Annotated in this window: 20 protein-coding genes and 2 pseudogenes; 7 read left to right on the top strand and 15 right to left on the bottom strand. The window is 63.6% G+C overall.

Annotated features, from left to right (window positions below; genetic code table 11):
* Positions 1–83 precede the first annotated feature (83 nt).
* The 5 genes from X733_RS144250 to X733_RS1000000171530 all read right to left on the bottom strand — a co-directional run bounded on the left by X733_RS144250 (position 84) and on the right by X733_RS1000000171530 (position 3,639).
* Entirely contained in the window at positions 84–1,148 is a 1,065-nt protein-coding gene (locus X733_RS144250) for a GH25 family lysozyme (RefSeq protein ID WP_023819452.1), read from the bottom strand.
* 277 nt (positions 1,149–1,425) lie between these two features.
* The gene (locus tag X733_RS144255) at positions 1,426–1,617 is read right to left on the bottom strand and encodes a hypothetical protein (RefSeq protein WP_023669058.1); all 192 of its coding nucleotides are present in this window, start codon (positions 1,615–1,617) and stop codon (positions 1,426–1,428) included.
* 116 nt (positions 1,618–1,733) lie between these two features.
* Entirely contained in the window at positions 1,734–2,132 is a 399-nt protein-coding gene (locus X733_RS144260; RefSeq protein WP_023684918.1) for a GFA family protein, read from the bottom strand.
* Positions 2,133–2,318: 186 nt separating this feature from the next.
* A complete protein-coding gene (locus X733_RS144265) occupies positions 2,319–3,275 on the bottom strand; it encodes an alpha/beta hydrolase (protein ID WP_023756447.1) in 957 nt (318 codons plus the stop codon).
* A gap of 115 nt (positions 3,276–3,390) precedes the next feature.
* Positions 3,391–3,639 carry a ParB N-terminal domain-containing protein gene (locus X733_RS1000000171530; RefSeq protein WP_023669061.1) on the bottom strand — a complete coding sequence of 83 codons (249 nt, stop codon included), beginning with the start codon at positions 3,637–3,639 and terminating at the stop codon, positions 3,391–3,393.
* Positions 3,640–3,808: 169 nt separating this feature from the next.
* Between X733_RS1000000171530 and X733_RS01000000166475 the strand changes: the two are divergent.
* The 5 genes and pseudogenes from X733_RS01000000166475 to X733_RS144290 all read left to right on the top strand — a co-directional run bounded on the left by X733_RS01000000166475 (position 3,809) and on the right by X733_RS144290 (position 9,575).
* A pseudogene (locus X733_RS01000000166475) lies at positions 3,809–5,522 on the top strand (N,N-dimethylformamidase beta subunit family domain-containing protein).
* A 1-nt stretch (position 5,523) separates the two neighbouring features.
* Positions 5,524–6,897 (top strand): aspartate aminotransferase family protein, encoded by a 1,374-nt coding sequence (locus X733_RS144275; protein ID WP_023690163.1) that lies wholly within the window; start codon positions 5,524–5,526, stop codon positions 6,895–6,897.
* A 10-nt stretch (positions 6,898–6,907) separates the two neighbouring features.
* A complete protein-coding gene (locus X733_RS144280) occupies positions 6,908–7,837 on the top strand; it encodes a 3-keto-5-aminohexanoate cleavage protein (protein WP_023706488.1) in 930 nt (309 codons plus the stop codon).
* Between the two features lie 209 nt (positions 7,838–8,046).
* A complete protein-coding gene (locus X733_RS144285) occupies positions 8,047–8,550 on the top strand; it encodes a GNAT family N-acetyltransferase (protein ID WP_031193711.1) in 504 nt (167 codons plus the stop codon).
* Positions 8,547–9,575, top strand: a complete 1,029-nt coding sequence (locus tag X733_RS144290) for a histone deacetylase family protein (RefSeq protein ID WP_023708623.1) — start codon at positions 8,547–8,549, stop codon at positions 9,573–9,575. The genes X733_RS144285 and X733_RS144290 overlap by 4 nt, the downstream gene beginning before the upstream one ends.
* Before the next feature lie 4 nt (positions 9,576–9,579).
* Here the strand turns inward: X733_RS144290 and X733_RS01000000166470 are convergent.
* The 3 genes and pseudogenes from X733_RS01000000166470 to X733_RS144300 all read right to left on the bottom strand — a co-directional run bounded on the left by X733_RS01000000166470 (position 9,580) and on the right by X733_RS144300 (position 12,547).
* Positions 9,580–10,840, bottom strand: a pseudogene (locus X733_RS01000000166470) (cysteine desulfurase-like protein).
* Positions 10,841–10,892: 52 nt separating this feature from the next.
* On the bottom strand, positions 10,893–11,960 hold the full coding sequence (locus tag X733_RS144295) for an aldo/keto reductase (protein ID WP_023690168.1): 1,068 nt from the start codon (positions 11,958–11,960) through the stop codon (positions 10,893–10,895).
* A 119-nt stretch (positions 11,961–12,079) separates the two neighbouring features.
* Positions 12,080–12,547, bottom strand: a complete 468-nt coding sequence (locus X733_RS144300; protein ID WP_023819451.1) for a hypothetical protein — start codon at positions 12,545–12,547, stop codon at positions 12,080–12,082.
* A 406-nt stretch (positions 12,548–12,953) separates the two neighbouring features.
* On the opposite strand from X733_RS144300, the gene X733_RS1000000168485 reads away from it, so the two are divergent.
* The gene (locus tag X733_RS1000000168485; RefSeq protein WP_023690170.1) at positions 12,954–13,118 is read left to right on the top strand and encodes a hypothetical protein; all 165 of its coding nucleotides are present in this window, start codon (positions 12,954–12,956) and stop codon (positions 13,116–13,118) included.
* 75 nt (positions 13,119–13,193) lie between these two features.
* Here the strand turns inward: X733_RS1000000168485 and X733_RS144305 are convergent, their stop codons facing one another.
* Complete coding sequence (locus X733_RS144305) at positions 13,194–13,700, bottom strand: DUF1993 family protein (protein ID WP_023819450.1); 507 nt, start codon at positions 13,698–13,700, stop codon at positions 13,194–13,196.
* Positions 13,701–13,824: 124 nt separating this feature from the next.
* Here X733_RS144305 and X733_RS144310 point away from each other — a divergent pair, with 124 nt between their 5' ends.
* Positions 13,825–14,883: a DUF1176 domain-containing protein gene (locus X733_RS144310; RefSeq protein WP_023819449.1), complete on the top strand. Its 1,059-nt coding sequence runs from the start codon at positions 13,825–13,827 to the stop codon at positions 14,881–14,883.
* Between the two features lie 36 nt (positions 14,884–14,919).
* Here the strand turns inward: X733_RS144310 and X733_RS144315 are convergent, their stop codons facing one another.
* The 6 genes from X733_RS144315 to X733_RS144340 form a co-directional block, all read right to left on the bottom strand.
* The gene (locus X733_RS144315) at positions 14,920–16,077 is read right to left on the bottom strand and encodes an epoxide hydrolase family protein (RefSeq protein ID WP_031193709.1); all 1,158 of its coding nucleotides are present in this window, start codon (positions 16,075–16,077) and stop codon (positions 14,920–14,922) included.
* 123 nt (positions 16,078–16,200) lie between these two features.
* Complete coding sequence (locus X733_RS144320; protein ID WP_023819447.1) at positions 16,201–17,040, bottom strand: phospholipase; 840 nt, start codon at positions 17,038–17,040, stop codon at positions 16,201–16,203.
* 144 nt (positions 17,041–17,184) lie between these two features.
* The gene (locus X733_RS144325; RefSeq protein WP_023819446.1) at positions 17,185–18,795 is read right to left on the bottom strand and encodes a molybdopterin-binding/glycosyltransferase family 2 protein; all 1,611 of its coding nucleotides are present in this window, start codon (positions 18,793–18,795) and stop codon (positions 17,185–17,187) included.
* On the bottom strand, positions 18,792–19,496 hold the full coding sequence (locus X733_RS144330; RefSeq protein WP_023819445.1) for an XdhC family protein: 705 nt from the start codon (positions 19,494–19,496) through the stop codon (positions 18,792–18,794). Before X733_RS144330 ends, X733_RS144325 begins: the two co-directional genes overlap by 4 nt.
* Positions 19,497–19,498: 2 nt before the next feature.
* Positions 19,499–19,837 (bottom strand): XdhC family protein, encoded by a 339-nt coding sequence (locus X733_RS144335; protein ID WP_023669077.1) that lies wholly within the window; start codon positions 19,835–19,837, stop codon positions 19,499–19,501.
* A gap of 57 nt (positions 19,838–19,894) precedes the next feature.
* Complete coding sequence (locus X733_RS144340) at positions 19,895–21,160, bottom strand: VWA domain-containing protein (RefSeq protein ID WP_023819444.1); 1,266 nt, start codon at positions 21,158–21,160, stop codon at positions 19,895–19,897.
* Positions 21,161–21,164: the final 4 nt, after the last annotated feature.

The following is a 21,164-nucleotide window of genomic DNA, read 5'->3' as shown; positions in this document are numbered from 1 at the left end:
GAGCGGATCGTTAGCGAGACGCTGAAAATTCAACCCAAGCCGCAGCGGCAGGCAGCGCAGGCGCACCGGCACCGGCCTGACGTTCAGTCGGCGTCGGCGACGGTCGTCTGCCCGCCTGCCCATGCCCACCAGGCGCGCTCGTCGCCATGGAAGACGTTGAGGTCGATGCGGCCGGTCACGCCGTGCGACAGGCCGGAGCCGGAGTACTGCCAGAACAGCCATTTGCGGCCGGGATAGACTTTTGAGGGATGCCGCGCCACGGCGCGCAGCCAGAACGGATAATCGAGAAACGCACCCTTGAGATTGTCGCGATAGAAATCCGGTGCGGTGTAGATGATGGGCCGCTGGCCGTAATGGCGCTCCAGCTTGTCCATGAACACCTTCATCTTTTCCAGCACGGTGGCCCGCGAAGGCTGCCGCTTGCAGGAGGATTCGCCGTTCCATTCGACATCGATCACCGGCGGCAGCGCGCCTTCGACCCTTGGCACATTGCGGATGAACCAGTCCGCCTGCTCGCCGGCGGTGCGGCACCAGTAGAAGAAGTGATAGGCGCCGCGCTTCAGCCCGGCGGCATCGGCATTGCGCCAGTTCTTCATGAACATCGGGTCGAGATGGTCGCCGCCATCGGTCGCCTTGATATAGGCGAAGTTGGCGCCCTGGGCACGCAGCTTGCCCCAGTTGACATTGCCCTGCCAGCGCGAGACGTCGACGCCGTGGACGGCAAGGTAGCGTGGCGAAGCCTTGCCGAAATTGATCGGCTTGGCGTCGCGGAAACCGTAGCGGGTGACCGGCGAGGCCAGCATGGCCGGCGCCGCGCGCGTCAACCGCTTCGGCGCAGACATCAGAGCGGCGGGCTCGAGCTGTGGTCTGGTGCTCCCCTGCGGCGTGCCCGCGACGATGGCCTCTTCTTCCTCGACCATGGAAAAGGGCGGCGCATTGTCGGCCACAGCGTTGTCGGCCACCATGTCGGACCGCATCGGCGCGAGGTCGGCGGTCTCCGCCGGAGCCGCTGTGACCGGCGCGCTCGGACGCACGACCGAACTGGTCGTCTCGTTCGACGGCTGCAAGCCATCGACGCTCGCTGTGGACGAGCAGCCGGCAAGGCAAATCGATGCCACGACAAAACTGACGACGCCTGAAATCCGCATCTGGACCTGTACGCAAAACACAACAGACCGATGGCAAACAGACGCCGCCGGACAAACCGGCCTCGATTACTAACGAGAAATTACCAACAAAGTTTGAATCAAGTTGTTAGGAATTGGCCCTCTTGTCTTCTCCCCCTGTGGGAGAAGGTGGATCGGCGCGTAGCGCCGAGACGGATGAGGGGTGTTCCAGCGGAGTGAGGCGTTGGCGTTCCCTGGAACACCCCTCATCCGACCGAGCTTCGCTCACCTTCTCCCACAAGGGGAGAAGGGGAAGCCCTTACCTTCCCAGCCATTGCTGCATGCAGCTTTTCGCCACCACATGCGCCGGTGGCACGGCGTCGGCGGCCGGGCGGCGGGCACGTTCGAGCAGCAGGCGAACCTGTTCGGGGCGCACGCGGTCACGCTCCATGACGAGGAGGACCATCGGGTCGCTCAAAAGCTCGTCCAGGGTGCTGATTCTGTCGCTCATCGGTCGTCTCCTCGATACCGGCCCGCAGACGATAGATAGGCAGGCAATCATGGCCCGCCAATGACGCTTTGCCGGCTATGTCGTGGTTTCGGGATTAATTTCCGGTAAGGCCGGCGTCAGTTCGGAGGCGGCGCGCCTTCATGGTGCGGCAGGCCGTCATCGAGTTGCAGCCAGGGCTGCTTCGAGGCGGTCCACATATGCATTTCCGGCTTGAACAGCGAGGGATCGTCGAGCGAGCCGGTGGTGATGCCGACGATGCCGGCGGAGTCGCGTCGGGAAAACAGCGTGGTGCCGCAAGCGGCGCAAAAGCCGCGCTTGAGGTCCGGAGAGGTGTTGACCGTCGCCACCTCTCCCTCGACGGTGACATCGTCGATGCGAAACAAAAGGCGGGCGTTGAAGGCCGCGCCGATCACCTTCTGGCAGCGCCGGCAATGGCAGACGCGCTGATTGAGCGGCGCCGCCTCGGTGCCGTAGCGCACTGCCCCGCAATGGCATCCGCCCTGGTATTTCGTCATCATTCGAACCCATCACACTGAAGGTCTCTTGATGATATCGACAGGTACCTTTCGGTCAATTGAAAAGCCCTGATGGCGCCATCGATTGCGCCGATAGGACTAATGGCTGCGCCAGGGCTTCGTGGTTTCGCAGGCACAAAAAAGCCGGCCGCCTCTTCGAGACGGCCGGCATGTATCTCAGGCAAGCTATTTCGTTTCGCTGAGGACTTCGTCCCAGGTCTTCACCTTGGTTTCGCCATTGAGGAAGGGCAGTGCCGCGGCCGTCAGCTCCGGTGCGAAGAAGACGTCGTAGTGGGTGCGATTGGGAATGATGGCCAGCCGGTTCTGCGACAGGTTCTCACGCATCCAGCCGGCATCCTTCAGCCCGCCGCCGATCATCTGGTAGAACCTGATCTCGTGCTCGGGCTTGTACATGTCGCTGTCGCCATAGGCCAGCATAACTGGCATCTTCAGCTTCGCCACATCGGCGGAATAGTCGTAATCCTTGCGCATGAAATTGCCCAGCGCGTCGAGCAGTTTGGGGAAATCGTCGGGACGTGGGGCGACGGCGACGTAGGATTTGTACATCGGCGTGTCCTTCATGAAATCGGCGGCGGCCGCGCTCACCTGCGCCTGCTGGCCGCGCATCTCGTCATAGAAGCCATTGGCGGCGAAGCCGGTCGAGACCAGGACCAGACGTCTCACCGTCTCGGGATGCTGAACGGCCATACGGAAGGCGACGCCGCCGCCCAGCGAATAGCCAAGCACGTCGACCTTGTCATAGCCGAGCGCCTTGACGATACCAGCCATGTCGTCGCCCATCCCCTCCAGGCTGAAGGGTCGCTCGCCGAGCGCGGTGCGGCCATGGCCCTGCAGGTCGACGGCAATGATGGTGCGGTTTTCCGCCAGCTTCGGCAGCAGCGGCGCGAACATGTCCGACGTGCCAAGGCCGCCATGCAGCAGAAGCAGCGGTTCTCCCTTGCCATAGACGGCATAGTAGTAATTCAGGCCGTCGATCGGCAGCAAGCCGGACTTTTCCGGCTTCGGCATGGCTGTTGCTTCGGTGGTCATGGCGGGCTTGGTCTCCTCTGCATTGGCTGGGCCGGGCGCTGCAAACAAGGCAGCGACCGAGGCAAGAATGGCGAAATAGATTCGTCTGGACATGTCGGTCTCCTCAGGTTCCCCCCAAGGACGAGCGAGCACGCCGCGTGCCGACATGCCCTGCGAAAAAATCCGCGGAAGAATGATCGGTTTGGCTGTTGTCGATCGGTCGCGCGCCTCAGTGGCGCTTGGCTTGCACCAGATAGGCGTCGATCTCGGTCTCGCCGAGCCATTTGGCGGCTTCCAGCCGGTGCAGGCCCTCGACCAGGATGTGGCGCTTGCCGTCATGGCGAACCTGGATCGGCGTCTTCATGCCGTTTTCCAGTATGTCTTCGGCCAGATGCCGGACCGTTTCGGGATGCAGCGTCTTCTTGCGCGCCGTCGGCACGTAGATTTCGTCGACCTTGACCTTCTGCACTCTCAGCATACCGGCTCCCGAGGCGGAAAATGCCGCCTCGCCTGAGATAGTCGGTTTGCCGGGTGCGGCCAAGAGCGGCCAAGCAATTGTGTCGTATGCAATTGCTGGCCCGATCGTTTCCATTTGACGCTTGGCCGGCAGATGGCCGAAATGGCGGCCTGTCACTTTTCCGGTGTTCATGACCCAACTGCCGACCGAATTTCCCGATTTCGGACTGACGCCCGAGCAGCGCCGCGAGGCAGTGCGCGGCCATTACTATGAATGGCCGGGAATGGACGGCGAGCGCGGCGAGATCTGGTGTTATTCCAACCGCTTTTCCTACCGCGCCGGCGAGACCGTGACGCTGCATGTCAGTTCGAGAGTGCCGCGCTTCAGCATTGTCATTGTCCGCGACGGCGGCAGCGAGACAAAAGTCTTCGAGCAAACGGGGCTTTCGGCGCGCTGGCAGGATACGCCCGACCAGTGCTCGGTCGAAGGCTGCGGCTGGGAGGCGTCGTTTCAATTCAGCATCGGCAAGGATTGGCCGTCCGGCGCCTACCGGCTGACGCTGACGGCGGACGGCGGCGACGGCAAGCCGATCCACTGCCACCACCTCATCATCGTCGCGCCCCTGCCCGGCAAAAAGCCCGGTCGCGTGCTGCAGGTGGCGGCGACGGGCACCTGGCTGTCCTACAACACCTGGGGCGGCTCCAACGCCTATCAGGGCATCACCGGCCCGGGCCGCGACCAATATGCGCGCATGGTGTCGACGCAGCGGCCCTGGTGCCGCGGCTTCGTGGTGCTGCCCAAGGATGCGCCGCGCGTGCCGCTGGAGGTTGCGGTGCCGCCGAAAACAGTGCCGCGCTATCNTCGTGGTGCTGCCCAAGGATGCGCCGCGCGTGCCGCTGGAGGTTGCGGTGCCGCCGAAAACAGTGCCGCGCTATCCGCACATGGAATGGGCGTACGCCACCGGACATTCGAAGAAATACACCTCCTCCGGCTGGGCGAGCTATGACAGCCACTTCTTCCGCTTTGCCGAGCGGGCCGGCTATGGCGTCGATCTCGCCAGCCAGCACGATTTGCACTTCTCGCCCGAGATTCTCGACGGCTACGACTGTGTGGTCTTCGTCGGCCATGACGAGTACTGGACCTGGGAAATGCGAGACGCCGTCGACAGCTACGTCGAGCGCGGCGGTCATGCGGCGCGCTTTGCCGGCAATTTCATGTGGCAGACCAGGCTCGAGGACGAAGGCCGGCGGCAGGTCTGCTACAAATACCGGGCGCGCGCCGAAGACCCGGCCTATGGCGGCGACGTCACCCGCGCCACCAACTCCTGGGAAGCGCCTGAGATCGGTCGTCCCGGCGCAATGACGTTCGGCCTCAACGCGACGCGCGGCGTCTATGCCGGCTGGGGCGGATGCGCACCGCGCGGCATGCGCGGCTTTCCGGTCTATCGGCCCGAGCACTGGGCCTTTGCCGGCACCGGCATGTACTATGGCGACCTGCTTGGCGCCGACAGTCATGTCTATGGCTATGAGGTCGACGGGCTCGATTTCGAGATCCGCGGCGGCCTGCCCTATCCGACACCGGACAGCGGTGCGCCTGACGGGCTGCAGGTGCTGGCCGTCGGCATGGCGAGCCAGGTCGAGGAAAGCGCCGACATCCCGATCGAGGACCAGTTTCTCACCGACGAGGATGGCCGCTTTACGGCCGAAACGCTATTTGGCGAGGCGACCGACGCCAATCTGGAAAAAGTCAAACGCGGCAACGGCATGATCGTCAATTTCCCGCGCGGCAAGGGCGAGGTTTTCCACGCCGGAAGCTGCGAATGGGTGGCCGGCCTGCTCAGGCAGGATCCGATGGTCGAGCGCGTGACCAGGAATGTAATCGATCGCTACCTCGGAAAGTCCTGACATGCAGAAGCCCTCATCAACTGGTTCAGAAACGCGCGCGCCATCGCACCTGTTCTACCTCTCCAGCCTGCGCCGGCCGCTGATCGACCGCGCCGAAGGCATCTATATGTGGACGCAGGACGGCCGCCGCTTCATCGACGGATCGAGCGGGCCGATGGTCGCCAATATCGGTCACTCCAACCGCAACGTGCTCGATGCCATGAAGCGGCAGATGGACCGCGCCACCTTCGCCTACCGGCTGCATTTCGAGAACGAACCGGCGGAAGAACTGGCGCGGGAGCTCGCCGGCAAACTGCCGGAGGGCATGGACCGAATCTTCTTCGTCTCCGGCGGTTCGGAGGCGACGGAATCCTGCATCAAGCTGGCGCGGCAATGGGCGGTCGCGACCGGCCAGCCGAAGCGCTGGAAGGTTATCACGCGTTTTCCCTCCTATCATGGCGGCACGCTGGGTTCGCTTTCGATAACCGGCGACGATGCGCTGGCCGAAACGTTCACACCGATGATGCGGGTGATGCCGACCGTGCCGGCGCCGACGGCATGGCGCGACCGCGACAATCTTTCGATGGAGCAGCGCGGCGTCCGCTATGCCGACATGCTGGAGGAGAAGATCCAGGCCGAGGGCCCGGACAGCGTGCTCGCCTTCATCATGGAGCCGATCGGCGGTGCGGCGACTTCGGCCCTCGTCGCACCGGACAGCTATTATCCGCGTATACGCGAGATCTGCGACCGCTACGGCATCCTGCTCATCCATGATGAAGTGATGAGCGGCGCCGGCCGCACCGGAAAATTCCTTGGCGGCGACCATTGGAACTGCAAGCCCGACATCGTCGCGCTGTCGAAGGGGCTTGGCTCCGGCTATGCGCCGCTCGGCGCGCTGGCCGCCCCGATGCGGCTGGTCGAGCCGCTGCTGGCGTCGGGCGGCTTCCAGCATGGCCACACCTATGCTGGCAATCCGCTCGCCTGCGCGGCCGGGCTCGCCGTGCTCGGCGAGATGGACCGCCTCGACCTGATCGCCAATGCCGCCGCGATGGGCGACGTGCTGATGGACGGGCTGAAAGGGCTGGCGAAGCGTTTTCCGTTCATCGCCGATGTCCGAGGCAAAGGCCTGCTCACCGGCGCCGAGATGGTTGCCGATCCCGAAACTCTACGGCCGATCGAACAGGGCAAGAAAGCCACGCAGCGCCTGCTCGACCTCGCCTACGAGCGCGGGCTGATCATCTACGGCCGCAGGGTCAAGGGCGGTGTCGACGGCGACAATTTCATGGTGGCGCCGCCGATGATCGTCACGGCTGAAGAGGTCGGCGAGATCATTTCCATCATCGGCGATTCGCTGGAAGTTCTGGCCGCCGAACTCGACCTGCCGGTCGAAGGCTGAGGGCTAAAGAATGGCGCCGAGGAAAGTCATCATCACCTGCGCGGTCACTGGCTCGGTGCACACCCCGTCCATGTCGCCCTATCTGCCGGTGACGCCGGACCAGATCGCGACCGACGCCATCGCGGCGGCCGAGGCTGGCGCCTCAATCCTGCATCTCCACGCCCGCGATCCCAAAGACGGCCGGCCGACCGCCGATCCTGAGGTGTTCATGCAGTTCCTGCCGCGCATCAAGCAAGCGACCGATGCGGTGATCAACATCACCACCGGCGGTTCGTCGCTGATGACGCTCGACCAGCGGCTGGCGGCACCACTGCGGGCCGAGCCGGAAATGTGCTCGCTCAACATGGGCTCGATGAATTTCGCGCTGTTCCCGATGCTCGACAAGCCAAGGGAGTGGCAGCACGAGTGGGAACCAAAGCTGCTCGAAGCCACGCGCGACACCGTCTTCAAGAACACCTTTGCCGATATGGAAGGCGTGCTCGAAAAGCTCGGCAAGGGCTGCGGCACGCGCTTTGAGTTCGAATGCTACGATGTCGGCCATCTCTATTCGCTGGCGCATTTTCGCGACCGCGGGCTGGTGTCGGGGCCGCTGTTCATCCAGTTCGTGCTCGGCATTCTCGGCGGCATCGGCGCCGATCCCGACAATCTCATCCATATGAAGCGCATCGCCGACAAGCTGTTCGGCGACAGCTACCAGTTCTCGGTGCTCGCCGCCGGCCGCCATCAGATGCCCCTGATCTCGATCGCGGCGGCGATGGGCGGCAATGTCCGCGTCGGGCTGGAGGACAGTCTCTACGATGGACGGCAATTGGCGAAATCCAATGCCGATCAGGTGCGCAGGATACGCGCCATTCTCGACGGGTTGTCGCTGGAAGTCGCAACGCCGACCGAGGCGCGCGAGATGCTGGCGCTGAAGGGTGGCGATAGGGTGGCGTTTTGAGATGATTGATCTGCGATGATGGCGTTCTGGCACACCCCCCTCTGGCCTGCCGGCCATCTCCCCCTCAAGGGGGGAGATCGGATGTCACTGCGGCCTTCGCCAATCTCAATCGTTGCAAAATGGATGGCAGCGCCAAAGCTGCCAATCTCCCCCCTTGAGGGTGAGATGTCCGGCAGGACAGAGGGGGGTGCCTGGGCGCCTTGCCTATCGTGAGTACAGTCACCCTCCGCCCCGGCACCATCGACGACGTCGACACCATCCATGCCGCGCTGCTCAAGCTCGGCACCCATATCGGCGCGCATCAGGAGATCACGTCCACTGCCGACGATCTCCGCCGCTACGGCTTTGGCGACAAACCCGCCTTCTCCACCCTGATCGCCGAGATCGGCGGCGATTTTGCGGGGCTCTGCCTGCATTTCCCGATCTTCTCGACATGGATGGGGCGGCCCGGCGTCTATATCCAGGACCTCTATGTCGAGGACCGGTTTCGCGGCCGCAAGATCGGCGAAAGACTGCTGCGCCGGGTCGCGCTCGACTGCCGCCGGGATGGCGGCGCCTATCTCAGGCTGTCCGTCGACACCGACAATGACGGCGCCAAGGCTTTTTATGAGCGGCTGGGCATCGCCTGGTCGAGCTACGAGCAGACGCAGAAGATTGTTGGCGATGCCTTTTTCGCCTTTGCCGATGCAGCGCAGGATGGGGACGCGGAATGAAAGCCTTCTTTGCCGAGGAGCAGAAACGCCACGACCCGAAGGCCTTTCTGTCCAGCGGTACGCCGCAGCCCAATCCCGAACAGCCGGAGCGGGTAGAGCGATTGTTAGCCGGCGCAAAATCCGCCGGATTGATGATCGAGCGGCCCAGGGAACATGGCCTAGGCCCGGTGGCGGCCGTGCATACGCCGGAGTATCTCGCCTTCCTCGAACACATTTTTGCGCGCTGGCAGCGCATCGAGAGCGCATCCGCGGAAGTCATCCCCAACATCCATCCACTGGCCCGCACAGGGTCCTATCCGGCCTCGGCGGTCGGCCAGGCCGGCTACCACATGGCCGACACCGCTTGCCCGATTTCGGCCGAGACCTGGCAGAGCGCGCTGTGGAGCGCCTGGAGCGCGGTCGAGGCGGCTGAAACCGTCATGGCTGGCGCGCCCGCCGCCTATGCGCTCTGCCGGCCACCCGGGCACCATGCCTTTGCCGATGTCGCCGGCGGCTTCTGCTTCATCAACAATTCAGCGGTCGCGGCCCAGGTGTTGCGCAAGCAGGCAGCGCGGGTGGTGATCCTCGATGTCGACCTGCATCACGGCAATGGCACGCAAGGCATCTTTTATACGCGTTCCGACGTCCTGACGGTGTCGCTGCACGCCGATCCGGTGCGCTTCTATCCGTTCTTCTGGGGCCATGCCGATGAGCGCGGCGAAGGTCCGGGCCTCGGCTATAATTTCAACCTGCCATTGCCGCGCAAATCAGCCGACGCGGCGTTTCTGGAGGCCCTCGAAGTGGCGTTCCAGCGTATCCGCGCCTTTTCGCCGGACGCGCTGGTCGTGGCGCTCGGTCTCGATGCGTTCGAGGGCGATCCGTTCGGCGGGCTTTCGGTGACCACGCCCGGTTTCTCGCGGATCGGCGAGGCAATTGCCAAGCTCGGCCTGCCGACGGTTATCGTCCAGGAAGGCGGCTATCTTTGCGACGCGCTCGGCGACAATCTCACGGCGTTCCTCACCGGTTTCGGCGGCAAACAGCGATAGCTGACTAGCGCTGCTGCCTCAGCATGGCGATCACCCGGTGCACGCTTTCCAACGTCTCGTCGATCTCTGCCGCCGTGTTGTAGTGCGCAATACCGATGCGCACGACGCCCTGCTCGGCCGGAATGCCGAGATGGTGGACGATCTCCCAGGCGTAGTTGTGACCCGACCATAGAAAAATGTTCTCGGCATTCATCTGCCGCACGATCGTCTCTGGCACGATGCCGTCGACGGTGAAGGACACGGTCGGCACGCGCTCAATGACACGCTTCTGATCGGTGATGCCGCGGATGGTCAGGCCCTCAATGGCGGACAGCCCATCGATCAGCCTCAGCGCCAGCGGGTTTTCGTAGGCGATCGACACTTCGTATGCCTTTGCGATCTTTTGCCTTCGCGAACCGCCCTCGCCGGCCGCAGCACCGAGTTCGGCGAAGTAATCGACCGCTGCGGTAAGCCCGGCCATCAGTTCGATCTGCGGCGTGCCGAGTTCGAAGCGCTCCGGCAGGCCATTGGAAGAGCAACGGCATTTGTAGGGTTGCAGCGCATCGATGATGTCGCGGCGTCCCCACAATATGCCCATATGCGGGCCGAAGAATTTGTAGGCCGAGCAGATCAGGAAGTCGCAGCCGAGATCCTGCACGTCGACCAGCCCATGCGGCGCGAACTGCACGGCGTCGACATAGACCACCGCGCCGGCCTGTTTGGCGATGGCCGTCAGCGCTTTCACCCGATTGATCGAGCCGGTGAGGTTCGAGGCATAGTTCAGCGCAACGAGTTTTGTCCTGTCGGTAAGCAGAGCGCTGAGCGCCGCCTCCTCGCTGCCAGCTGTTCTCGTCGAAAGGCAGGAAGCGCACCAAGAGGCCAAGATCTTCGGCCAGTTGCAGCCAGGGCGAGACATTGCCCTCATGATCCATGCGGGTGACGATGATCTCGTCGCCCGGCTTGAAGCCGCGGCCGAGCGTGCGCGACATGTGATAGGTCAGCGTCGTCATGTTGGCGCCGATGATTATTTCCTCCGCGCTCGCTGCACCCAGGAAATCGGCCATCGCCTCATGGGCGTCGTCGAACACCTTTTGCGCGGCAAGCGTGGTTTCGAAATAGCCGCCGAGATTGGCGTTGGTGGTGAGGAGGCAGCGCGCCACCGCATCGGCAACCGCCTGTGGCACCTGCGTGCCGGCCGGATTGTCGAGATAGATGCGCCGGCGGCCTTTGTCGGTCAGGTCCAGCGCCGGAAATTTTCCCCTGACGGTCTCGATCGGAAAATCCATTGCTGTCCCCTTCCCCTTGTGTTTTCTACGGAATTCCGCCCGGAGTGCCCGCTTACGGACAAGGATTGCCCACGCGCTGGTGGATCGCGTCGACGGCCTTCTGCATCTCGTCGGTCCAGGTCACGTCGACTGAGGACAGCGCCATCTCGAGCTGGGCAATCGTCGTCGCGCCGATGATGCTGGAGGTAACAAAGGGTCGGCTGGCGACATAGGCGTTGGCGAACAGCGCCGGTTCGAGGCCGAAGGAGCGCGCCAGTTCGTTGTATTCGAGCTGCGCCTCCGCCGCATTTGGCGTCTCGTAGCGCTGGCCGCGGTTGAACAACTGCGAGCGCGAACCCTGCGGCCGTGCGCCATGGTCGTATTTGCCGGTGAGATAGCCCTGCGCCAGCGGCGAATAGGCGAGGAAGCCGACATCCTCGCGCCCGCAGACTTCGGCCAGGTTCACCTCAAAGGTACGGTTGACCAGATTGTAGGCGTTCTGCAGCGAAACGATGCGCGGGCCGACGCCCTTGTCGGCCTCGGCGATGAAGCGCATGACGCCCCAGGAGCTTTCGTTCGACAGGCCGAGATGGCGGATCTTTCCCGCCTTCACCAGTTCCTCGAAGACTGCGAGTGTCTCGGCGATCGGCGTCTCGCCGGGCGGCGCGCCAACGGCATCGGCACGGCGCGGCACAGCACCCACGCGGGTCGGGTTGGCGCCCCAGGGGATGTCGCGCTCCGGCCAGTGGATCTGGTAGAGGTCGAGATAGTCGGTGCCGAGCTTGGCAAGCGATTTGTCGATGGCGTCAAAGATGTCGGCGCGCACCAGTTTTGACGGCCGGTCGCCACGAAACCAGCGGTTGGCGGTGCGGCCGACCACTTTCGAGGCCAGGATGACCTTGTCGCGATTGCCCTTGGCCTTCATCCAGCTGCCGATGAACTTCTCCGTCCGCCCCTGCGTCTCCTCCTTGGGCGGTATCGGGTAGAGCTCGGCCGTGTCGATGAAATTGACCCCGCGCGCAAAGGCCAGATCCATCTGCGCATGGCCATCGGCCTCGGTGTTCTGCTGGCCCCAGGTCATCGACCCCAGGCAGATCTGGGTAACAAGAAGATCGGTCCGACCGAGACGGCGTTTGTGCATGGGGTTTCTCCGGCGGGAGGTTTGCGCGGACGGCGCGGGGAGGAAGCCGCATGTATAGGGAAAGCGGCGCCGCTCTCCAACCCTCAGGGAACCCGACTTTTGCGTGAACCCTGGAAAAGTCAGCGCCGGACGCCGGCCAGCGCGCGCCGCTTGGCCTCATCGATCAGCATATTGGCCACCTGCATGCGGATCATGGCGCGCTGGCGCAGATGCGGCGCGACGCGGTCGGGGTGGTTGGCGAAGGCGAAGCTGCGGCGCATGCGGCCGAGATCGGCGTTCTTGACGGGATGATCGAGGCCGAGCTCGACGGCGATCGCGTCAGGGTCGATCGGCGGCAGCTTTTCCTCGGGCTTTGCCTCCTCGCTGGCCAGCGCCAGCTTGGCATGATCGAGAAGGGCGGCAAATTCTGCGGCCAGATCGGCTCCCGCCTCGCGGTATTCGGCGGCGAATGTTTCGCCCGAGACCTTGATGCGGCCGGAATGAAGCTCGTCGGCCACGGAGAGATAGTCGAACGGGATCGACGGCCGCGCGCTCGTCTCTTCCGCCGCCTCATCCTTGTCGGAGGCGACGAACAGATCGTCGAGCAAGGAAGCGAAATCCCGCTTGGCGCCGATGTCAGCCTCCCCCTCGTTTTGCGCATGCGAACAGAGCCGGCCGCAGCATAGAACCGGCTCGTTAAAAATGAATGCCGCTGATCTTAACCAGTTTAGGCGTTTGCGAGGCTTGCGCGGGCCCGGTTGGCGATGCGCAAGACCCAACAAAAAGCCGGACTGCATTTGCATGCAGTCCGGAAATTCGCCAGGAGTGGCGAGGAAAAGCCGGCCATGTGCCAGCGTCTATGCATACGGTAGGGATGCGCCACAAGTTTCATCGCATGGGCCAATTGTGCCGAAAAAAATTCGCCTGGCATGGCTGCTATGCAAATGCTGCACTGCACAATCTTCACAAATTTCCTATATTCCGCGCCGTGGAGGATCAACAAGGGGCCGAATCATGGGGTTCTTCACTGAAATGTTTGCCCGTCCGCGTCCGCAGGAGCATCAGCGTTATCGTTCCGCCCTGGCGCTGCTGCACTCGATGAGCAATGCCGACCGCGCCGACATCGGCGTCAAGCCGGCCGATTTCCCGCGCATCGCGCGCGAAATGTCACTGCGTTGAGTAAGCCTTGGCGCTGAACCAGCGTCATACGAGGTTTCCCGGCAGCGGCCGGGAAACCTCGCAACGCGCAATTCGTCAACGATTACCGACATAGGCGCCCTTGGTCAGCGGCACGCCATTGTGGCGCAGGATGTCGTAGGCGGTGGTCACGTGGAAATAGAAGTTGGGCATGGCGACATGCAGCAGATACTGCATGCCGGGCATCGAAGCCTCGCGCTGGCCAAACTTCAATTCGACCACCCTTTCATCCGAACCATCGAATTCGGCGGCCGAGAATGACGCCAGCAGATCGAGCGTCTTGGTCAGGCGCGCCTGAAGCTCGGCGAAGGTCGCTTCATTGTCTTCGTATTTCGGCACCTCGCGACGGGCCAGCCGTGATGGCGCGCCCTTGGCGTGGTCGGTGGCGACCTGCACCTGCCTGACCAGCGCGTACATGTCGGGCGCCAACCTCGCGGTCAAAAACACCTGCGGGTCGATCTTGCGCTCGGTTGCATTCTGTTCGGCCGCCGACAGCACGCCGGACAGCGCCTTCAGCCTGGCCGAAAACACCGGCACCGAGGCTTCATACATCGATAGTGTCACGTCAAATCTCCATTGCGGCCGAAGCGCCGACGGCGGGACGTAGCGCCTTCCCGGAGGATTTTTCAAGCGTCACCACGTCGCCGCAATCTCGATGATAGACTCCTTCCGTGGTGGAGATTCTCCGATGAGACGCGTCTTTCTGGCAGCGGCCGCCTTTTGCTCCCTTGCCGCATCCGGCCAGGTTGTGTTCGCCGACGATGAACCGGCAGCCGATGACCAAGCCCCTTACGTCGATGACAGGTCGGATGCCGCAGCGGTCATCCGCTCGCTCTACAGCGCCATCAACCGGCACGAATTCGCCCGCGCCTGGGCTTACTACGGCTACACCAAGCCGGCAAAGGATTTCGACACTTTCGTCAAGGGCTATGACGGCACCGACAAGGTCGACGTGGAAACCGGCGCCATTTCCGATGAAGGTGCGGCCGGCAGCATCTATTACAGCGTCCCGGTCGCCATCCGCGCCACCGACAAGGACGGCAAGGAAGCAGTTTTCGCCGGCTGCTACACGCTGCGCCAGGTCAGCGCTCAGATCCAGGCCCCGCCATTCCGCCCGATCTTTATCGACAAGGGCGCGCTGAAGCCGTCCAAGGCCGATTTCGAGGAGGCGCTGCCGCCAAGCTGTGGTGACGGGCCGCCGCCACCGAAGAAGGACACCGCACTCGAGCACGTGAAGAAACTGTTCGCCGCCGATTATGGCGATCAGTGTGACAAGCAGTTTCTCGGCGAGGAGCCGAACATCTTTTCGATCAAATACAACGCAAAGGACGCGACTGCCAGCGATCCCGACAAGGAAACGCGGCTTTTCGAGTTCTACTGCCAAGCGGCAGCCTACAACGCAAGTTCGGTCTACTACATGACCGACGAAGTATCGGGCGTGCGGCAGTTGCAGTTCACCGAGCCCGAAATGGATATCCGTTACGAGAACAATGACAGCGACGGCAAACTGCTGGGCATGGATATCATCGGCTTCCGCACATCCGGCTGGGCGGCCAATTCCGAATATGACGAAGACGCCAAGACGCTGACCACGTTCAACAAATGGCGCGGCATCGGCGACGCCTCGGACAAGGGGATATACCTGTTCCGTAACGGCGATTTTTCCCTCGTCCAATATGATGTGGACGCGTCTTACGATGGCGAGGAGAACCCGCAGACGGTGGTCGACTACAACACCGCGCCGTAGGGATCTTATCAGGAACCGCCGCGCTCAAGCAGTCCTTCACATTCGCCTTCTCGTTTCAGACCGCGAACGCATCGGCCGGAAGAAGGCGCGAATGTCCTGGACCAGAAGACTCGGTTCCTCCAGCGCAGCGAAATGGCCGCCTCGCGGCATCGATGTCCATCGCTGAACGTCAAAGACCCGCGCCACCCAGGATCGAGGCGGCATGGGCAACTCGCGAGGGAAAAGCGCTACCCCAAATGGCGGCGAAACGCGTTCCAGCGTCTCGAACGCAAGAGGGAACAGTCGATTCTCCTTGTAGAGCCGCAAGGACGAGGTGAGCGCGTTGCTGAACCAATAGAGCGAAACATCCGTAAGGAGCGTGTCCATGCCGAAGGTGCGCTCCACGTCACCGTCGCAATCGCTCCAGCTACGGAACTTCTCGATCATCCAGGCTGCGAGACCGATCGGCGAGTCTGTCAGCGCATAAGCAAGCGTCTGAGGCTTCGTGCCCTGCAGATGGGCATAGGCGCCCTCCGTTGCCGTCCAGGCCGCGGCCTTGTCCAGAAAGGCCTGCTCCTCAACGGTGACAGGTGGCAGACCTGCACCCAAGGGTGGCCGATAGCTCCCGGGAATGTAATTGACGTGGACGCCAAGCACGCTTTCGGAATGGAGCCGTGCCATCCAGGCGGAAACGCCCGCGCCGATGTCGCCTCCTTGGGAAGCGAAGCGGTCGTAGCCGAGCCCGCGCATCAACTGTACCCATAACTCCGCGATGCGGCCGGAATGGAAGCCTGGTTCCGTCGGCGCCTGGGAAAAGCCGTATCCGGGCAAGGAGGGAACTACCACGTGGAAAGCGTCGGCCGGGTCACCACCATGGGCAGCTGGGTCTGCCAGCAATGGAATGACGTGTTCCATTTCGATGAACGAGCCGGGCCAGCCATGCGTTATGATCAGCGGCAGCGGCGCCGGTCCGTTGCCTGGCTGGTGGACAAAGTGGACGTCTAGGTTGTTCAGCCTCGTCAGATACTGCGGCAGCCGGTTCAGCCGCGCCTCTTGCACTCTCCAGTCGAAGCGGTCTCGCCAGTAATCCGCAAGGCGCTTGATGAACGGCAGCTCGGCCCCATCGTTCCAGCCCGCTTCGCTTAGCGGAATTGGCCATCGTGTTGCGCTAAGCCGGCGCTGGAGATCTCCAAGTTGTTCGTTCGGAATTTGGATCTTGAAGGGGTGGGTCGTCCATCGCTGTGCTTCCGATCTGTTGGATCATATCAGCCTACACCTAAGAGGATATCGGCCGAACCATGATTGCCAAAACCAAGGGGCACCTCTGGGCGATATGCCTCAGGGCGCCTTCGACAGCATCCAGTTCAACGTTTGGCGCCAGTCGACCATGCGGATCGGCGTGCCATGTGTGCCGGTCTCGAACCGGACGAACCGGGTCGGATAGGCTTTCGAGTTCGCAATGATGGAGCGGAAGAAGGCCTCCTGCTTCTCCACGGGAAAGACCGGGTCCTTGCTGCCCTGGCCGAAGAACACCGGCACATGGCGCCTGTAGGCCGGGCTCGACAGGAAACTGTCATCCCACAGCGAGCCGAGCAGCAGCAGCCCGTTGATGCGCCGTCCCGTATCGCTGCGGCCGGCCAGCTTCCAGCACAGCGCGCCGCCCATCGAGCCACAGGCGACGAAGATTTTCGCGTCCGGCGAGGCCTCGGCATAGTGGCCGATCAGCGCCGCGACCTGGGCCGCGCCCTTGTCGCCGAAATCGGTGAAATCGGGTGAGAGATAGAGGCCGCCATTGCCGGCCATCAGGTTCTTGATTCGGTTGAAGTTGCCGCCGAAGGTGAAGTCGTCGACGCCCTGCTTGCGGCTGCCGCCCTGCCCGTGCAGGTAAAGCACGATGATACCGGCGCCTTCGGTCTTGCCTACGGCGACATGCCTGACATCGCCGGCATCGGTTTTCAGCATCAAATCCCGCTGCACCTTGCGCACGCCGGTGTCGGTATACTTAGCCTGCACGCGCTTTTCCGGCACCTCGTCGCGGTCGTTGATGTCGCGCATCTCGCGATAGTCGATGACGGTGTAGGCGCCTTTGTCCGTGGACGAGAGCGTCGCCGGATAGGCGAAGAGGTCATCCTTGTAGGGTTTTAGTTCGAGCGCGTCGGCGTGGGCGGCGGAGAACAAGAAAAGAAGTGAAACCAGAAGGGTATGGAGCGCGGCCGCCCCCCTCNCCTGCCGGCCTGGCCGGCAGGCCAGAGGGGGGTAGAAGCGCTGAGGCAAGTAAAGAGAGAGCCATGCTAAAGGCATGCGTTTTTCGGCTTCGCTTTGTCAATCCTGCAGCACGCCGCCGGCGTCTTCCAGCGCCTCGCGGGTGTCGACATCGATCGACGCGCCGTCGCCGATCTCGACGTCGATGACATCCAGTCCCTCGGCCTCGACCAGATGGCGGGCGCCGGTGTCGCCCTCGAGGTGAGCGATGCCTCCAAACAGCGCGCGTGGCAGCAGCACCGGATTGCCGCGGCGGCCGTCATGGGCGGCACGCACCACTGAGCGGCCGCCGTCCCTACGGAAGGCCTCGATCAACCGGTCGAGATCGGCCGATGAGATACCCGGCATGTCGCCGAGGACGATCATGGCGCCGGCCGCCTCGGCTCCAACGCGGGCAATGCCGGCTTTTAGAGACGAGGACAGGCCGTCGGCAAAATCCGGATTGTCGGCGAAGATCACGTCGAGGCCGGTCAAGGCTTGGTGCACCCGCTCACGCTGGTGGCCGGTGACGACAACGGTGCTGGTTGCCTTCGAGGCCAGTGCGCGCTCGACTGTCCGGCGCACCAGCGGTTTGCCGTCGAACAGCGCCAGAAGCTTGTTCGGCCCGCCCATGCGGCTGGAGCGACCGGCGGCCAGAAGCACGATCTCGACCTTCAGCCCGGCTCTCGCCGGCAGCGGCTCGCGCGGCTGCGGCCGGGTCGGGATTTCCATCAAGAGGCCGCCAACGCCCATGCCGGCGATGTCCTTGGCGGTGACGTCGAGGCCGGCGATCAGCCTGTCGAGCACCCAATCGAAACCGTTCTCCTTGGGGCTGCGGGCGCAACCGGGCGCGCCGATGACGCGCTTGCCGTCGAGCGTGCCCAGCACCAGCAGATTGCCGGGATCGACGGGCATGCCCGCGCGGGTCACCGTGCCACCTGCTGCCTCGATCGCCGCCGGAACGACATCGTTGAAATCGCTCATCGCCGAGGCGCCGAAGATCACCACCATGTCGTTGTCGCGCGCCAGCGCGGCCGCTGCCTCGGCTACAGGCGCGATCTCGTGCGGCGTGCGGCGCTCCGTCGTCAGCCGACCGCCGGAGCGTGCCAGCCGGGCCTCGGTGACGCGCAGCGTCTTGTCGAGCACGCTGGCCTTAATGCCGGGCAGCATCGTCTGAATGACGCCGATGCGCACCGGATGGTAGGCGTTGACGGCGAAGATCTCGCCGCCGGCGCAGATCTTCGTCACCTTGTCGACCAGAGCCGTGGCAACAGCGAACGGGATGATCTTGACCGTCGCCACCATTTGCCCCGTCTCGACAGGTGCGTGCTGCGCCAGCGTGGCGATGGTGATGGTCGGGTCGACCGCATTGATGGCGTCGATCATGGCGGCATCGACGGTGAAGAGACCGGCGGCCTTGGCATGGAGGTTGACGCGGCCGGTCGCGGCCGGTTTTGCCTCGATGTTGCGGTGGGCCATGCTGGCAGCAATCTTTTCGGCCGCCGCATCCTCGCTGAGGTCATCGGCGGCAAGCACCGCCACGACGATCTCGGTAATGCCGGCCGCCTTCAGCACCGCCACGTCCTGCGTGCTCAGCCTGTGCGCCTTGCGGAAACGCCGCTCGCCCGCCGTCGTGGCATGCGCCAGCACCGCGCCTTGCGCCTGATCGATCGGGATCGGCCCGAACTTCACGCCGCCGCGCCTTTGGCTTCGAGACCGCGCGAGCGAAAGGCGTGGATCGTCTGCGCCAGGATGGCGACGGCGATCTCGGCCGGGCTCGCCGCGCCAATGTCGATACCGATCGGTGCGTGGATGCGGGCGATCTGGTCGGCGCTGGCGCCGAGCGCCAGCAGGCGCTCGACGCGCCTGGCGTGTGTTTTGCGGCTGCCGAGTGCGCCGACATAGAAACAGTTGGCGTCGAGCGCGGCCTTCAGTGCGAAATCGTCGATCTTCGGATCATGGGTTACGGCGGCGAGCGCCGTATAGCTGTCGAGCGGCTGGCGCTTCAGCACATCCTCCGGCCATTCGGCATGGAGTGCTACATCGGGAAAACGGTCCGGGGTGGCGAAGGCGGTGCGCGGATCGACGATCTCCAGGGGATAGCCGGCGATCCTGGCCATCGGCGCCAGCGCCTGACTGATATGGACGGCGCCGATCACCACCAGGCGCGGTTGCGGCAAATGCGCGTTGAGGAAGAAGGTTCGCCCTTCCGCCTCGACCGAACCCGAATTGCCAGTGCGAAACGCCTTGGCGATCGCTGCTCCAAGATCGCCGGCGACGGGATCGCCTTCACGCACGATACGGTCGCGGCCGTCGCCGAGATCGGTCACCAGGATCGCCGCACGGCGGGCACGGCGTTCGGCATTGAGGGCTTTGAGAGCGTAGGGATCCATGCCTAACCGAGCCGCTCCACATAGACCTTGATGCGGCCGCCGCAGGACAGGCCGACCTGCCAGGCGGTTTCGTCGGCAACGCCGAACTCCAGCATCTTCGCTTTCCCCGAGTCGATGACGTCCATCGCCTCGCTCACCACGGTACCCTCAACGCAGCCGCCCGAGACCGAGCCGTGAAAATTGCCTTCGGCGTCAATGACCAGATGACTGCCGGCCGGCCTCGGCGCCGAACCCCAGGTCTCGACCACAGTGGCGATGGCGACATCCTTGCCGTCCTTCATCCAGCCTTCCGCGATGATCAAGGGGTCGCGGGCCTCATCGAGATAGATGCTGTTGTCCATGATCGCTTGCCTCAAAGTCTGTTTTCTCTGGGAGCCTGTTTTCGGAATCCAATATGGCTATGCGGCGCGCCTGACACCAGCGTCCAGCCAGCGACGCGGATCGACCGAAGCGGCGGATTTCTTGTCCAGCGAGGCGCAGAGGTCGGCCAGCGCATCGAGATTGTGTACCGAGCGGAACTCGTCGACATGAGGCAGCATCGCTCTGACGCCGCGGGCGCGGGCCTCGAAACCGTCGAAGCGCAATAGGGGATTCAGCCAGATCAGCCGCCGGCAGGTTTTGTGCAGGCGATCCATCTCCTCCGACAGGCCGGCGACATCGTCGCGCTCCAGCCCGTCGGTGATCAGGAGCACCACCGCGCCCTGCCCGAGCACGCGGCGTGACCAGTGCTTGTTGAACTCCGCCAGCGTATCGCCGATGCGGGTGCCGCCCGACCAGTCCTTCACCGCCGCCGAGCAGTCGGCAAGGGCGGCATCGGGGTCGCGATGGCGCATCTGCCGCGTGAGATTGGTCAGTCGCGTGCCGAAGACGAAGGTGTGCACGCGCCGCCGTTTTTCGGTCAGCGCATGCAGAAAGTGCAGGAAGATGCGCGTGTACTGGCTCATCGAGCCGGAGATGTCGGCAAGCACGACCAGCGGCGGATGGATCTCGCGGGCGGAACGGAATTTCGGCAGGATCAGTTCGCCGCCGGTGCGCGCGGCCGAGCGCATCATGGCGCGTGGATCGATACGGCGGCCATGCAGGTCTGCCTTGAAGCGTCGGGTACGGACCATGTCGAACGGCAGCCGCAGCCGGGCAATCGCCTTCTTGGCGTCTGCCATCTCGTCGGCATTCATCTGGGCAAAGTCCTTGCCGCGCAGCACTTCATTCCCGGAGAAGGTTAGCCGGGCGTCGACTTCGATCTCCGGGATTTCCCTGACCGGCCGATTCTTCTCGTGGCCTTCGAACATGGCCTGGCTGACGCGGTTTTCTGCCGCGCGCGGCTTTTGCTTCTCCCTGGTGTCGGGCGCCACAGGCGAGAACATCGCCAGAAGTTTCTCGATCAGCTCGCGCGATTTCCAGAACAGCCGGAAGGCTTCGTCGAAAACAGGGTGATCCTCGTGCCGCGACACCAGCACGGCATGCAGCGTCCAGTAGAAATCGTCGCGCGAACCGATGCCGGCTGCCAGCACCGCCTCGATCCCATCCTTGACCGAAGCCGGCCCGACCCGCATGCCGGATTTGCGCAAGGTGCGGGCGAAATAGACGATGTTGTCGGCGATGCGCCCGTCTTCCGTCGCCTCTCTGGGGTCGGTCTCTTTGGGGTAAGCACCCGGCGCCTTCACTGCC

This window comes from Mesorhizobium sp. L2C066B000 (assembly GCF_000502335.1).
Taxonomy (GTDB): Bacteria; Pseudomonadota; Alphaproteobacteria; order Rhizobiales; family Rhizobiaceae; genus Mesorhizobium.
This window is presented reverse-complemented; position numbering and strand designations above follow the sequence as displayed.

What these genes read in the sequence shown, in the direction of transcription:
- X733_RS144265 (WP_023756447.1), bottom strand. Translation starts at nt 3,275, where the DNA reads ATGTCCAGACGAATCTATTTCGCCATTCTTGCCTCGGTCGCTGCCTTG.
- X733_RS144275 (WP_023690163.1), top strand. Translation starts at nt 5,524, where the DNA reads ATGCAGAAGCCCTCATCAACTGGTTCAGAAACGCGCGCGCCATCGCAC.
- X733_RS144290 (WP_023708623.1), top strand. Translation starts at nt 8,547, where the DNA reads ATGAAAGCCTTCTTTGCCGAGGAGCAGAAACGCCACGACCCGAAGGCC.
- X733_RS144335 (WP_023669077.1), bottom strand. Translation starts at nt 19,837, where the DNA reads ATGGACAACAGCATCTATCTCGATGAGGCCCGCGACCCCTTGATCATC.
- X733_RS144250 (WP_023819452.1), bottom strand. Translation starts at nt 1,148, where the DNA reads ATGCGGATTTCAGGCGTCGTCAGTTTTGTCGTGGCATCGATTTGCCTT.
- X733_RS144280 (WP_023706488.1), top strand. Translation starts at nt 6,908, where the DNA reads ATGGCGCCGAGGAAAGTCATCATCACCTGCGCGGTCACTGGCTCGGTG.
- X733_RS1000000171530 (WP_023669061.1), bottom strand. Translation starts at nt 3,639, where the DNA reads ATGCTGAGAGTGCAGAAGGTCAAGGTCGACGAAATCTACGTGCCGACG.
- X733_RS144330 (WP_023819445.1), bottom strand. Translation starts at nt 19,496, where the DNA reads ATGGATCCCTACGCTCTCAAAGCCCTCAATGCCGAACGCCGTGCCCGC.
- X733_RS144295 (WP_023690168.1), bottom strand. Translation starts at nt 11,960, where the DNA reads ATGCACAAACGCCGTCTCGGTCGGACCGATCTTCTTGTTACCCAGATC.
- X733_RS1000000168485 (WP_023690170.1), top strand. Translation starts at nt 12,954, where the DNA reads ATGGGGTTCTTCACTGAAATGTTTGCCCGTCCGCGTCCGCAGGAGCAT.
- X733_RS144255 (WP_023669058.1), bottom strand. Translation starts at nt 1,617, where the DNA reads ATGAGCGACAGAATCAGCACCCTGGACGAGCTTTTGAGCGACCCGATG.
- X733_RS144310 (WP_023819449.1), top strand. Translation starts at nt 13,825, where the DNA reads ATGAGACGCGTCTTTCTGGCAGCGGCCGCCTTTTGCTCCCTTGCCGCA.
- X733_RS144260 (WP_023684918.1), bottom strand. Translation starts at nt 2,132, where the DNA reads ATGACGAAATACCAGGGCGGATGCCATTGCGGGGCAGTGCGCTACGGC.